12 protein-coding genes are annotated in these 13,894 nt (G+C 61.5%); 5 read left to right on the top strand and 7 right to left on the bottom strand.

Features of this window, described 5'->3' with window-relative positions:
* Window positions 1–167: 167 nt before the first annotated feature.
* The 5 genes from NW848_RS17205 to sufR form a co-directional block, all read right to left on the bottom strand.
* On the bottom strand, window positions 168–1,502 hold the full coding sequence (locus NW848_RS17205) for a sensor histidine kinase (protein WP_414511370.1): 1,335 nt from the start codon (window positions 1,500–1,502) through the stop codon (window positions 168–170).
* Window positions 1,503–1,527: 25 nt separating this feature from the next.
* On the bottom strand, window positions 1,528–2,133 hold the full coding sequence (locus NW848_RS17200) for a tRNA-(ms[2]io[6]A)-hydroxylase (protein ID WP_011430999.1): 606 nt from the start codon (window positions 2,131–2,133) through the stop codon (window positions 1,528–1,530).
* A 201-nt stretch (window positions 2,134–2,334) separates the two neighbouring features.
* On the bottom strand, window positions 2,335–3,405 hold the full coding sequence (locus tag NW848_RS17195; protein WP_011431000.1) for a 3-deoxy-7-phosphoheptulonate synthase: 1,071 nt from the start codon (window positions 3,403–3,405) through the stop codon (window positions 2,335–2,337).
* Between the two features lie 546 nt (window positions 3,406–3,951).
* Window positions 3,952–5,307, bottom strand: coding sequence for an efflux RND transporter periplasmic adaptor subunit (locus NW848_RS17190; RefSeq protein ID WP_099883714.1), 1,356 nt, complete (start codon window positions 5,305–5,307; stop codon window positions 3,952–3,954).
* 263 nt (window positions 5,308–5,570) lie between these two features.
* Window positions 5,571–6,299: an iron-sulfur cluster biosynthesis transcriptional regulator SufR gene (gene sufR / locus NW848_RS17185; RefSeq protein ID WP_011431002.1), complete on the bottom strand. Its 729-nt coding sequence runs from the start codon at window positions 6,297–6,299 to the stop codon at window positions 5,571–5,573.
* Between the two features lie 162 nt (window positions 6,300–6,461).
* On the opposite strand from sufR, the gene sufB reads away from it, so the two are divergent.
* From sufB to NW848_RS17160, 5 genes are all read left to right on the top strand, one after another.
* A complete protein-coding gene (sufB, locus tag NW848_RS17180) occupies window positions 6,462–7,898 on the top strand; it encodes a Fe-S cluster assembly protein SufB (RefSeq protein ID WP_414346244.1) in 1,437 nt (478 codons plus the stop codon).
* A 126-nt stretch (window positions 7,899–8,024) separates the two neighbouring features.
* Window positions 8,025–8,798, top strand: a complete 774-nt coding sequence (gene sufC / locus NW848_RS17175; protein WP_414508265.1) for a Fe-S cluster assembly ATPase SufC — start codon at window positions 8,025–8,027, stop codon at window positions 8,796–8,798.
* Window positions 8,795–10,081: a Fe-S cluster assembly protein SufD gene (gene sufD / locus NW848_RS17170; protein WP_099812916.1), complete on the top strand. Its 1,287-nt coding sequence runs from the start codon at window positions 8,795–8,797 to the stop codon at window positions 10,079–10,081. Before sufC ends, sufD begins: the two co-directional genes overlap by 4 nt.
* A gap of 673 nt (window positions 10,082–10,754) precedes the next feature.
* A complete protein-coding gene (locus tag NW848_RS17165; RefSeq protein WP_011431008.1) occupies window positions 10,755–11,207 on the top strand; it encodes an AbrB family transcriptional regulator in 453 nt (150 codons plus the stop codon).
* Window positions 11,208–11,343: 136 nt separating this feature from the next.
* Window positions 11,344–12,744, top strand: a complete 1,401-nt coding sequence (locus NW848_RS17160) for a 1-acyl-sn-glycerol-3-phosphate acyltransferase (RefSeq protein ID WP_011431009.1) — start codon at window positions 11,344–11,346, stop codon at window positions 12,742–12,744.
* Between the two features lie 321 nt (window positions 12,745–13,065).
* Here the strand turns inward: NW848_RS17160 and NW848_RS17155 are convergent, their stop codons facing one another.
* Both NW848_RS17155 and NW848_RS17150 read right to left on the bottom strand, forming a co-directional pair.
* Window positions 13,066–13,491, bottom strand: a complete 426-nt coding sequence (locus tag NW848_RS17155) for an NfeD family protein (RefSeq protein WP_011431010.1) — start codon at window positions 13,489–13,491, stop codon at window positions 13,066–13,068.
* 83 nt (window positions 13,492–13,574) lie between these two features.
* A complete protein-coding gene (locus NW848_RS17150) occupies window positions 13,575–13,814 on the bottom strand; it encodes a hypothetical protein (protein ID WP_011431011.1) in 240 nt (79 codons plus the stop codon).
* Between the last annotated feature and the right edge of the window lie 80 nt (window positions 13,815–13,894).

The raw sequence follows: 13,894 nt of genomic DNA, 5'->3' as shown, positions 1-13,894 counted from the left end.
TATCCTGAGTTTTAAAAAAAAGAAGTTCTCAGATCCGCAAACAGAAAACACAGAAGGCCACAAAAAAGACCTAAAGCCCCAAAGTAAAGCTCTCTAAGTAAAGAACAATTGAACTTTAGCTTGAACTTAACATACTGTCCAAGAATTGTCTGTTTTCTGGAGCACTTTCAGAGGGTTTCTGGAGTGCAAGTTTCCAATTGTCGCTGGGGCAAAATCACCTCAAAGGTGGATCCCTGCCCCACCTCGCTCTCCACCTGCACCTGCCCCCGATGCTGCTCGGCGATGCTTTTGACAATGGCCAGCCCCAAACCCGATCCCGACCGCCGATTGGGATCCCCGCTGCGGGCCGGATCCACCCGGTAGAAACGGTCGAACAGGTGGGGCAGCGCCTGGGGTGGGATCCCCGGCCCGCTATCTTGCACCTGAAGCACCAGTTCTGGGGATCCGGAGCGCAGCCGCTGCCTAAGGCGCACCTGCACCTCGCCGCCAGAGGGAGTGTGGAGAAGGGCGTTTTCGATCAGGTTGGTGAACAGGCGGGCCAACAGGTCTTCATCTCCCCAAAAGGCGAAGGGATAGCCCTCTGCTTCCTCGTCGGGGGTGACAATGTCCAGCTTGAGGTGGATCCCTTTCTGGTTGGCCAGCCCTTGCAACTCCTCTACCACCTGCAGCAGCAGAGCATCCAGCGCACAGCAGCGGGGCTGGAAAGGCACCATGCCGCTGTCGTGGCGGGCCAGAAACAGCAGGTCGTCCACCAGGCGGCCCAGCCGCAAACACAGCCGCTCCACCATCTGCCAGCGCTGGCGGGTGTCGGCGTCCAGGTGCGGATCGGCCAAAGCCACCTGTACCGTGGTTTGAATGCTGGCCAAGGGGCTGCGCAGCTCGTGGGAGGCATCGGCGGTAAATTGCTTGAGCTGCTGGTAAGACTGGCGGATGGGCTGCATGGCCAAACCGGAGAGCAGCCAGCCGATTCCCCCCACACAGGCCAAACTGGCCACTACCCAGAGGCCGAGATCCCGAATGAGCTGGCGTGTCGGCTTGCTCACCTCAAACCAGGGGTGGCTGACCCGCAAATACCCCAGCAGCTTCCCACCGGCCAGGATCGGCTCGGTGAACTGGCGCAGCCAATACCCAGGCGCGATGCGGGCGGTGTGCAGGGATCCCTCGGTCAGCAGGGGGGCAGGGATGCCGCCGGGCACCGTGGACCAGATGAGGGATCCCTGGGGATCAAACCACTCCAGGTCGATGTGGTCGTCCTCCAGGGTGCTGGGATCATCCCGAAAGCTGGCCTCTAAGCTCTGGCGGGCCTGCTGTGGATCCAAGAGGCTCTCGTCCACCACCAGGGAGCGCTCGACAATTTCCACCACATGGCCCAGCGTGTCGTCCACCCGCTCGATCAGGGTTGACTGCACATACCAGTAGAAGCTGCCGGCAAACAGCAACAAAAACACCCCTGTTACCACGGTGTACCAGAGGGCCAACCACCGCCGCGTTGCCTGGAACATGGGGGTTGCGCGGGAAGGGGATGGGTTAGCTGTGGACACGAGGCTCAGGGTGAAGGGTCGATAAAATCTCCGCTTCCACCTGCAGCAGGGTGTCCAGCCGCTCCTGCACCTCGTCAGCGGGGAACTGCTCCAGCGCCAGGTCTAGATACAACTGCCAGTGCCGCTCTTCAGCCGCCGCCAGCCAGAGGTAAAACTGCCGCAGCTCCGGGTCGGGGGCGTGGATCCCCAGCAGGCCCAGGCGTTCGTGGCTGCGGGCCTCGATGATGGCGGCCACCAGCAAAGCGTCCAAAAGGTGCTCCGGCTCGGAGCGGCGCAGGTGCTGGTTGAGACGGCTGGCGTAGGGAGCAGCCGAGAGGGGCCTGATCGGGATCCCCAGCCGTTGCAGGTGGCGATGCACCCGCTCAAAGTGCTGCAGCTCCTCCCGCGCCAGCGGCGACAGCGCTTCCACCAGCCGCCCGTTGGCCGGGTAGCGAAACAGCAAACTAAGGGCGTTGCCCGCCGCTTTTTTCTCGCAGTTGGCGTGATCCAACAAGATAAGGTCGAGGTGACGAATGGCTTGGTCGATCCAGGCCGCAGAAGTCGGCGAGGCCAGTTGTAGCGTCGGCACAGGGTCAGAAGAGGTTTCAGGCATCAACAGCTTCCAGGTTGACCCACCCTGCCCGCTGCGGGAGCAGGGAACGGAACTGGGTTAATCGGATCTTAGCTTTGCCGGCGTACCCCTTTCTAAGTCTTGGATCCCGTCTGACGCTCTGGCAGCAGTTGTCCCTATCCCCGGCCCCTCTCCCAGAGGGAGAGGGGAGTTCGGGGATTTTTCAGAAGGCTGGCCCCCGCCTCAATGGCTCAGAGCCAAGGTTTTCCCTGCTACGACCGCCGCCATCTCCTGCAACAGGTCTTCGGTCTCTTCCCAGCCAATGCAGCCGTCGGTAATGGAAACGCCGTACTGGAGCGGCGCCCCTTCCTGCCAGGTTTGCTTGCCCGGGTTGAGGTTGCTCTCCAGCATCAGCCCCATCAAGGCCCGCTGCCCCGCTTGGTACTGCTGTAGCACCGCCCGACAGACGGATCCCTGCCGGCGGTAGTCCTTCTGTGAGTTGTCGTGGGAGCAGTCCACCATCACCGAGCGCGGGATCCCTTGATCCTTCATCAGCAACGCCGCCCGCGCCACATCTTCCGGGCCGTAGTTGGTTCTGCCGCCGCCGCCGCGCAACACGATGTGCCGATCCGGGTTGCCGGTGGTTTTCACCAAGGCCGTCATGCCGTCTTGGCCAATGCCCAGAAAACTGTGGGGGTGGCTGGCAGACAAGATGGCGTTGAGGGCAATTTCCAGCCGCCCGTCGGTGCCGTTTTTGAAGCCCACGGGCATGGAGAGGCCGCTGGCCATTTCCCGGTGGGTCTGGCTTTCGATGGTTCGGGCGCCGATGGCCGCCCAGCTCACCAGGTCTGCGGTGTATTGAGGGGTCACCGGATCCAGCATCTCGGTGGCACAGGGCAGGCCCAGCTCGTTGATCTGCAGCAGGATGGAGCGGGCCAGTTGCAAGCCGGTGGCAATGTCGCAGGAGCCATCCAGGTGGGGATCGTTGATCAACCCCTTCCAGCCCACGGTGGTGCGCGGCTTCTCAAAATAGGTGCGCATCACGATCACCAGGTGCTCGCGGGTTCGGTCGGCCACCCGCTTGAGGCGGTGGGCGTACTCCAAGGCCGCTTCCGGATCGTGGATGGAGCAGGGGCCGACGATCACCACCAGGCGATGGAGATCCCGTCCGTGGATGATGTCGCGAATGGCCTGCCGCGTGGAGAGCACCACTTGGGCTGCCGTTTCCGTCAGCGGCAGCTTGGCCTTGACAGCAGCAGGGGCAATCAAGGGAGTCACCTCTTGGATGTTGCAGTTGTCGGTTTGGGGGGGCATAGAACTGTCCTTCATTGTGTCCAAGGGATGGGCAAGTGAGGGATTGAGCTGTCGAGCCATCAAAAAAGCCCTGGCACTGGGCTCAGGGCTTCAGGACTGACTCAGGTAAACCTAGGCTTTATAGTTTACGCGCCACCCTTCCGCCCTGGTCGCTGCCAGGGAAAGGTAAAGTAGCCAAAAAAGGGAGCGCGCAAGATCATCTTCAGGGGAAGGAACTCGGAATCTGTACGAGATGAGTATAGCGGAAGTATACCCAAAAAGAAACTGGATTTGCCAAGACGGGCTCAGGTTCTGGGTCGCTCCCAGGGTTCCCCGGGCGCAGCCCAGAGGACGGCTTTCCCCCACCCAGCTCAAGAGGCTTGCCCGCCCCGTAGCCATCGCTCTGCGACGCTGTTGCAAGCGGTGCGAGGAGAAAAGCTTCAGGGCAACTAGGAACTTCCTGCCGCTGCCTCAGCCTGACAGGGCCGCAGCGGCGAAAGCCCCGCAAGCCCGGCGGAAACCAAGACAGTCAGCAGGACTCTGGGCTTCTGTCCCAGAAAACAGGCTTCAGAAGGATCCGGCCCGAACGGCAGCCGCTTCCTGGATCACCTCGTCTCCAGGCTGCAGCCCGGCGTGGATCTCCACCAGATCCCCATAGCGGGATCCCACCGCCACCGGCGTAAACAGCGGCTTGCCGTCCGCCAGCCGATACACGCCCGTCAGGCCGAACTGTTCTACCAGGCTTGTCTGGGGCAGCAGCAGGGCTTGGCGGGTTTCTCCTGCCAACTTCAGACGGCCCAGCATGCCCGGCATGGCTCCGGGGAGCGGAGGGATCTCCGCCTTGACTTCCACGGTTCTCGAGCTGGGATCGGCGCTGGGGATGATTTGGCGAATGGCTCCCTCCACGGTTTGGTTGAGGCTGTCGATGCTGATGGGCACCCCTTGTCCCACCCGGATCTGGCCGGCCAGCGATTCGGGCACAGCCACGGAAAACCGCAGCCGCTCGCTGCTTTCTAGCTCCACTATCGGCTGGCCCGGCCCCGCCAAAGCCCCTACCTCCACATACTTGCGGGTGACGACGCCGGCAAAGGGGGCAACCAGGGTTCCGTAGGCCAGGTTGGCTTGGGCTTGTGCCACCCCCGCCTGCGCCTGGGCCATGGCCGCCTGCACCTCAGGGATCCGGCCTTTGGCCTGGGCAAGCTGGGCCCGCGCTTGGGTCAATCCCTGTTCGGCCTGCTGGATCCCGGCCTCGAGCTGGGCCAGCCGGCCCAAGAGCACGGCTACCCGCGTATTGGCCTGATCCACCTGGGCTTGGGCCACGGCCCCTTCGGCGTGCAGCTTCTGCATGCGTTCTTGGTGCAAACGGGCCTCCTGCAGCTCCGCTTCCGCCTGCTGCTTCTGGGCTTGCACCTGGCGCAAGGCTTCTTCCGCTCCCCTCACCCCTGCCTGGGCGGCCAGAAGGCCTGCTTGGGCCTGCTGCAGTTGCGCCTCAGCCTGTTGCCGCTGGGCCTGGGCCTGTTGCTGGGCGGCCTGCACATCGCTGACATCCAGACGGGCAATCAGGGATCCGGCCGCCACCTGCTGCCCCTCCTGAACCGGCAGCTCCAGAACTCGGCCCACAATGCGGCTGCTGAGGGAGGTGCGCTCCACAGCCTCTAGGCTGCCCACCAGAATCCGCTCTTGGCCGATTTCCCGAGGCTTGACCTCCATCGTGGCCAACGGGGCGGCCTTGGCGGTTTCCAAGGACTCCGTCTCGCTGACGGGAAGCTCCGAAGCGGCTACCCCTGGACCGGGCCGGCTTTGGGATCCCAGCAGCCAGCCGCCCAGCCCCCCTAGCGAGAGGAACAGCAGCGCCCAGCCCAGGTGGCCCCAGCTCCAGCCGGAAAACCTTTGTTGGTGCAACCTGCCGACTTGAGTTTCCATAGTGCAAGTGTCCAAGGCGTAACTTGAGAGTGACGAGAGAAAGAGGCTAAGGAAAGACCAAATCTCCCAATGGCTTGGAGATGGGCTCTATGAGAGCCCCACCCCCTGCAAACTGAGGCGCTCAAACCAAGGCACCGCCCACCCCCAGCGCATCTTGGCTAGGAAATACTGCTCAAAGGCGGACTTGAGCCAACTGACCCATGGCCCTTGCACGGCCAGAGCTATAGCTGCTCTTGCCTGTCTTCCGAAGCCGCCACCTACTGCTACTCGTGGCTGGGTCTAGGAGGGGATCCCATCCTGGCAATCCAGTAGCCGCACTGGTGTTCTCCGTTCACCTGCCAGGTGAGGCGCTCTACCCGGCAGTCGGGCAGGGCGGCGGCAAACATCTCCAGCTCGTGGCCGCAGACGCTGGGAAAACGCTGGGCAATTTGGGCGATGGCGCAGTGGTGCTCCACCAATACGTATTGCTCGGCATACTGCTCAGCGCCTTCTGTTGCCCTGGCCGCAGCCAGGTGGTTGGGGTAGGGGTAGTACTCCGCCATGTAGCCTTCTGCCTGGCGCAACTGCACCAAGCGCTCCAGCCGCTTGGCCAGGGATCCGCATCCCATCTGGGCTTGGTACTCTTGGGCTTTGCGCTGCCACTGCTGCTGGAGCAGGGATCCCATCTGTTCGGATCCCAGGGTTTCGGCCAGCGTATTGAGCAGGCCCAGGGCAAACTCGTCGTAGCTTGTGGGGAATTGCGCTTCCCCTTGGGGGCTAAGCTGATAGAAGTGCTGGGGGCGGCCCAGGCCACTGGCTTGAGCGACGTGGTGGATCAGCCCCTCCGCCTCTAGATCCTTGAGGTGGCGGCGAATGGCTTGGGGAGAAATGCCCAAGTGCTCTGCCAGAGTCTGGGCGGTGGCCTGCCCCGCCTTGCGCAAATAGACTAGGATGGCCTGCTTGCTGGAAAGGGGCTGCGTGAACCGCCCGGTGATCTTGTGCGCGCTCTCCACCCTCGCCCTCCTGGTTAGACTGGGTTCACTCGGCTGCCGCTGCCAGCACAGCTACTTTGACAACGGGATCATTGCTACAGTAACCTGAGGGTTAGTTAAGCAACAACCGTGTTGTTTTAGTTGGCCGTCTGTCTTGACCCTGTCCCTAACCAAGAGCCATCCATGTCTACGAGCGTCCGCACCCTCATTAGCCAGCCCTACAAGTACGGCTTTGTTACCGACATCCCTTCTGAGTCCATCGGCAAAGGCCTAAACGAGGACATCATCCGGCAAATTTGGGCCAAGAAGGGGGAGCCGGACTTCATGCTGGAGTTTCGGCTGCGGGCCTACCGCCAGTGGCTGAAGATGAGCGAGCCCACCTGGCCAAACGTCACCTACCCCCCCATCGACTACCAGAACATCGTCTACTACTCGGCCCCCAAGGTGCAGCAGAAGAAGAAAAGCCTGGACGAAGTGGATCCGGTGCTGCTGGAAACCTTTGAGAAGTTGGGGATCCCTTTGTCAGAGCAGAAGCGGCTGGCCAACGTGGCGGTGGACGCCATTTTCGACAGCGTCTCGGTGGCCACCACCTTCCGGGAGAAGCTGGCCAAGGAAGGGATCATCTTCTGCTCCATGTCGGAGGCGCTGCGGGAGTACCCTGAGCTGGTGCGCAAGTACCTGGGCACGGTGGTGCCCATTGCCGACAACTACTACGCGGCGCTGAACTCGGCGGTGTTTAGCGACGGCTCCTTTGTCTATGTGCCCAAAGGGGTGCGTTGCCCGATGGAGCTCTCCACTTATTTTCGTATCAACAACGGCGAGTCGGGCCAGTTCGAGCGCACCCTGATCATTGCCGACGAGGGATCCTACGTTAGCTACCTGGAGGGCTGCACAGCCCCCATGTTCGACACCAACCAACTGCACGCGGCGGTGGTGGAGCTGATCGCCCTGGACAATGCCGAGATCAAGTACTCGACGGTGCAGAACTGGTATGCCGGCGACGAAAACGGCAAAGGCGGCATCTACAACTTTGTGACCAAGCGCGGCCTCTGTCAGGGGGCCAACTCCAAGATCTCTTGGACGCAGGTGGAGACCGGCTCGGCCATCACCTGGAAGTATCCAAGCTGTGTGTTGGTGGGGGAAAACTCGGTGGGCGAGTTCTACTCAGTGGCCCTCACCAACCACTACCAGCAGGCCGACACGGGCACCAAGATGATCCACATCGGCCGCAACACCCGCAGCAGAATTATCTCCAAAGGCATCTCGGCAGGGCACTCGAAAAACAGCTATCGCGGCCTGGTGAAAATTGGGCCCAAGGCAGAGGGCGCCCGCAACTTTTCCCAGTGTGATTCCCTGTTGATTGGGGATCAGTGCAGCGCCAACACCTTCCCCTACATCGAGGTGCAAAACCACACCGCCAAGGTCGAGCACGAGGCCTCAACTTCCAAGATCGGAGAAGAGCAACTGTTCTACTTCCAGTCGCGCGGTATCTCCACAGAAGACGCCGTGTCCATGATCATCAGCGGCTTCTGTCGCGAGGTGTTCAACCAACTGCCGATGGAGTTTGCCGTCGAGGCGGATCGGCTGCTGAGCCTGAAGCTAGAGGGATCCGTTGGCTAGATCCTTGGCAAGGGATCCTGCCTGTTGTCCATTGCCGAGGGGTCTGGCGCAGCTAGATTTTGGGGAGCGGCGCTGGGGGGAACTCCTAGGCGCCAAGCTGTCATCGATTCGAGAGCAACTGCTGACATGATCCGGGAAAACAGCCCTGTCATCCTCTCCGTTCGCGATCTCACGGCCGAGATCGACGGCACTCCTATCCTCAAGGGGGTAAACTTGGAAATCCGCGCCGGCGAGATCCACGCCATCATGGGGCCCAATGGCTCTGGGAAAAGCACCTTCTCCAAGATCTTGGCCGGTCACCCCGACTACCGGGTAACAGGGGGCGAGATCCTCTATTTGGGCAAGGATCTCTTGGCCATGGAGCCGGAGGAGCGGGCCTGGGCCGGGATCTTCTTGGCCTTTCAGTACCCCATTGAGATTGCGGGGGTGAGCAACTTGGATTTTCTGCGGGCTGCCTACAACGCCCGGCAGAAATACCGGGATCAGCCGGAAATGGATCCCCTCGAGTTTGACGACTTCGTGCGGGAAAAGCTGAGCATTGTCAAGATGGATCCCGCTTTTTTGGAGCGCCCCGTCAACGAGGGGTTTTCTGGCGGCGAGAAAAAGCGCAACGAGATCCTGCAGATGGCCGTGCTGGAGCCGACCCTGGCCATTTTGGACGAGACGGACTCTGGCCTCGACATCGACGCGCTGCGCATCGTTGCCCAGGGCATCAACCAGCTAGCTGGCCCCGAGAAGGCCATACTCCTCATTACCCACTACCAGCGCCTGCTGGAGTATGTGACCCCTGACTATGTGCATGTGATGGAAGGGGGGCGCATTGTCCTTAGCGGGGACAAGAGCTTGGCGCTGGAGCTGGAAGAGCGGGGCTACGACTGGCTCAAGGAGGAGGCGCGATGAGCAACCCCTCCGAGAGGGCTGAGCGCTTTGGCCACTCCTTTCTGGAGCACCTCCTCCGCCAAATCCCGGAGGTAGAAGATCCCCATACCACCCTGAGGCAGCAGGCCCGCGCCCAACTGGCGGAGCTGGGGATCCCCACCCCCCGCGAGGAAGACTGGAAATACAGCGACCTCTCGCCGCTAGTGGCCCATGCCTTTCGCCTGGCCGGCCCTGGGGATCTGGGTCTGGAGCGGGCCACCCTGGAGCCCTGGCTGTGGCCGGAGAGCCGTCACAGCTATGCGGTGTTCGTCAACGGCTACTTTGCCCCCCAGCTTTCTGACTTGAGCGGCCTGCCGTCGGCCCTGCGAATAGCTCCTCTGAGCCAGTCTGCCCCTGGATTGTTGCAAACCATCGCCAAGGTCGATGTCTTCAGCGCCCTCAACACCGCCCATCTGGCCGACGGGATCCAAATCGAGCTGCCACCCCAGCAGGAAGTTTTGCCGCCCTTGCACCTGCTCTGGGTGACGGTGGCCTCTGAAGGAGAGGCGGTTCTGGCCCAGCCCCGCTGTCTGGTGGCTTTGCAGGCCCACAGCTCCCTCACCCTCATCGAAGACCACGTCTCGTGGGGGGCAGGGATCCCCTTCGGCAACGCTGTTACCGAGATCGCCCTGGCCGAAGGATCCCGTCTACACCATGTGATCCTGCAGCGGCAGGGATCCCAGGCTTTTCACATCAACCAGACTGCCGTGCGCCAGGGCCGCGACAGCCACTACCGGCTGCAGGCCATCCAGTGGGGATCCCAGTTTTCCCGCCACAACCTGGAGCTTGTCCAGGTGGAGCCCCAGGCCCACACCCAGCTGCAGGGGCTGACCCTGGTGAAGGGATCCCAGCACAGCGACACCCACTCCCGCTTGCTCCATCAAGCGCCCCACGGCAGCAGCCGCCAACTGCACAAGTGCATCGTGGACGAGGCGGCCCGCGCGGTCTTCAGCGGGCGGATCCTGGTGAGCCAAGCAGCCCAACTGACAGACGCCGCCCAGACCAACCGCAACCTGCTGTTGAGCCCCAAGGCGCGGGTGGATACCCGGCCCCAACTGGAGATCTTTGCCGACAACGTCAAATGCGCCCACGGAGCCACCGTCAGCCAACTGGAGGCGGAAGAGATCTTCTATCTGCAAAGCCGCGGCATTCCCCAAGCCCAGGCCAGGCAACTCCTCACCTACGCCTTTGCGGCAGAGATCCTAGAGGGGATCCCGCTGGCCCAGCTTCCTTCCCAGGTGGCCAAGCGCTTGGGATCCGGCTGAGTTGTCCCTCCCATTTCGCTCCAGCCCTTACTGCCATCGGCCAGTCTTGAAATGGCTGCTAGCGGCCTGCGTCGCCCGCGCCCGTCGAACGGCGAAAAAAAAACGCCCGTGGCGTCGCCGGCTCCCGCCGAGAAGCCCGAAATCCCTTACCGGCCCTGTAGGTGATGGCATTGGGCCGCAGGCTTGCTTTGGCTATCTTTCCGACCCGTTGTGCAAAACAACTCCAGCCCCTTTTGCTGAAGTTCGGAGAAGCTGTCTTGGGGGTTTAGGGCGGCAGAGGGGTGGGAATCGGAGGAACAGATCTAGTCTGGTTGGCGCGACTTTATCATCGCCAATCCTGGCCTGGCCCACTTCTCTTCCCCCGATTCTGCGGATCCCTCTGGCCTCTCTGCCGAAGCACCCAGCGCGCCGAAGAGCCATACCGATTCTCTAGCCTTTGGCGCCATCAAAACAAAAGCTGCAGCCCCCCTCCGCGCTTGAGTCCCTGCTCCCCCCTCACCTTTTACCACGGCAAGAACACCGATTGAACGCCTATTGAGGAGAGCCTTTCTCCTTTAGAGAACCACTTCAAGTAGTAGGAGAAAAATGTGGCCTCGAAAAGAGTCCCCAACTTTTGGTTGCAGAAGTACGCCAGGAGGTTATGATCCTGGAGAGGACTGTAGGGCATTAGAAAATGTTGGACATACCACCACAACCTTTAACCGGAAAGGCTCTCCTGCAGAAGGTAGAAGCGTTGAGCCATCTTCCGCGCCGCGAGACGGCAAAGCGCTGTGGCTACGTAACCATGACCAAGACCAACAAGCTCCGCGTCAACTTAAATGAGTTTTATGATGCGGTGCTGGCGGCAAAAGGTCTGAGCCTCAGTCCAACTGCCAAGCGTGACAGGCGCGGTCGCGAGCCAACCTTTCGCGTGAGCGTTCACAAGAATGGTCAGATCATCATCGGGTCCGCTTACACCGAAAAAATGAATCTCAAGCCCGGCGATGAGTTTGAGATTCAGTTGGGCTATAAGCACATTCACCTCAAGCAAGTGCTCAACGGTCAGGTGATGGAGGACTCAACCTCGAACGAAGAAGCTGCCCCCAAAAAGACGCGGAGCCGCAGGAAAAAAACAACAGGAGCTTGAACCTCTTCTGGAGTTGGGCAAGGGAATCCAGTTGAGAAACTGTCACTGCAGGGCTTTCTCTCTTCCAAACCCTCCTTAAGATGGGATCCGAAGCTTGGGTTTATTGACTTCGCCAACCCTAGATCTGAAGATCCCTATGTACCAGACTGTTCAACCTCCTCTCAAGTTTCTGCCGCCGCGATTGACGCCTTGGGTAGTTCGTTTGGCGCAAGCGGGTTTGCCCTTGTGGTTGCGCTGGGCCAAGGGGATCCCGCGCGTTGAGGTGGAGGGGGGCGAGCGTTTGGCCCAGCTTTATCAGCAATTTGAGGCAGGCAAGATTCGCCTGTTGGTAGCCTTTCGCCACCCCACCCTCGACGATCCCCCCTGCTTGATGTACCTGTTTTCCCATCTTCTGCCTCAGGTAGCTCGACAACAGGGGATCCGCCTGCGGCAGCGTCCCCATGTTTTGTTTGTCTACGACCGCGGCCTGCCCCTATGGCTGGGCTTCATTGGCCGCTGGGGGCTTCCCCGGCTGGGCGGGATCCCGATTTTGCGGGGCCGTCTGGATCGGGCAGGGCTGAAGAGCTCTCGCGAGCAGTTTGTGTCAGGCCCGTACCCCCTGGCGGTGGCTCCCGAAGGGACAATCAACGGCATGAGTGGGCTGCTCAACCCGCTGGAGCCGGGGGTGGCCCAAATGAGTTTCTGGGCGGTGGAGGATCTGCACAAGGCGGGGCGCCCGGAGGAGGTGCTGATCTTGCCGGTGGGCCTCCGCTACTCCTACTTGAGGGATCCCAGCCTGGCGCTGGACAGGTTGCTCCGCCGCATGGAGGCGGATTGCAAGCTCCCGGCCACGCGCTCGGCCCATGTCGGCAAAGGGTTTTTGATGGCCCGCCTGCTCCGCCTGGCCGAGCATCTGATTCAGGTGATGGAGCGTTTTTACGAGCGCTTCTACGCCCCAGCTTTGCCCGACGCGGCGCGGGTCAGCCTGAAAGGGGGAGGGGATCTGTTGGCACGTCTGCAAAGCCTATCGGATCTGGCCCTGCGCGTGGCCGAGCAGCACTTTGGCCTGCAGCCCCAGGGAGACTTGATCGAGCGGCGGCATCGCATCGAACAGGCAGGCTGGGCCTGGATCTACCGGGAAGATATCCCTGATATTGCGGCGCTTTCGGCTGTGGAGAAGGGGTTGGCCAATCGCGTCGCCTCTGAGGCCAGCTTCCACCTCTGGCACATGCGCCTGGTGGAGACCCTGATGGTGTTTGCCGTGCGTCCCCTGCCGGAGCAACCCAGTTTGGAGGAACTGGCCGAAACCGCCCTGCGGCTGTGGAACCTGTTGGCCTGGATCAAAGGCAAAAACGCCGTCGGCGCTGCCCCCCCCAGGTTGGGGCCGCGGCTGGCCCGTTTCAGCATCGGCGATCCCCTCTCGGTTTCGGAGCGCTGGCCCGCCTACCAGGCCAACCGCCGGCAAGCCGTACAAGCTCTAACCCAGGATTTGCAGGCGGAGATGGAGCGGCTGCTGCAAGGGATCCCGCGCTCCCCTGCGAGCGTGGCCGTCGGCTGAGATCTGGGTTGGCTGGCCTTGTCGAGGGGAGCGGGAAGGCCTGGGCCGAAACCGATACCGGCCTGTTGTTGGGAATTGTTGCGCCGCCTGTAGGGAAGGCCTCCCCAGCGTTCAGCCAGAAACCGCGGGAGCCCCGCCCTCTATCCCCCCACCGCCAACGGCATCTTCTACTTAGAACCTGCTAGACCTGTTGGGATGGGTAGCCGAGTACGGTGGACTGAGGGCGAGCTTCTTGTTCGCCTTCGCAGAGATTCCCCGACTCCTCAGGTGTTTCTTCAAAAGAGCCTGTCCAGTGAGTCGCAGCCAAGCCTCTGATCCCCCTCAAGACTTGAGCATCTGCATCGGCATCACGATCAGGGTATTGCCTTGGCGATCGACCACGTAGAGCTCTTGCCCAGGCTGGATCTCCAGGTCGGGGACGCTGCACTTGGCATTCCAGGTGGAGCCGAGATAGGAGACCCGACCCCGCTTGCCCGGCGGAATGGCCGTAACTGCCCGCGCTTCTCGCGATTCCTTCAGGAGATCTTCCAGCTGAGTTGAAGTAGAGGGCAGCAGACGCCGGCTGAGAACGATCAACCCAAGGGAGAGCACAATCCAGGCCGAGAACTGGGCCCAAACTGGCCACCCCCAATAGGCCAAAAGAGCAGCCCCTAGGGCAGCCACACCCGCCGGCCCGGCCACCAACTCCGGCAAAAACAGCTCGGCAGCAATGAGAACCAAGCCGAAGACAACCCAGGGCCAAACCATACAACCCAGGCATTCGACCCCATTTAATTAGTATGGCTCAAAGCACCTGGATTCTGCACTGGGATTTGTTGCCGAGCTGTTAGCTAGCCGCCCAGGCGGTAGTTCTCCAAAAACTGCAGGGGATCCACCTCTGCTTGGGGGGGATCCTTGGGTAGGTTCCTGGATTCGGCGATCCGCATCAGCGTCTCCCAGTCGGTGTTCATGACGAAGGCCACTGCTTGACGAGCCGCCTCTCGGTGGGGGCAGGCGTCGCCCAAGACACAGCCATCTCGGCAAAGAGTGGCGCAGTCGTGCTCAGTGCTCTTGAGAGTTGGGCCAGCCATGAGGTCGTTTTCTCCTAGGCTTTTACATTTTCTTCAGAATACCTGACCTGAAGAGAATCTTGCGCCTGCCGGGGATCGGA

This window comes from Synechococcus sp. RC10A2 (genome assembly GCF_047502605.1).
The sequence above is the reverse complement of the archived record's forward strand: the minus strand, read 5'-3'. Positions and strand labels throughout refer to the sequence as shown.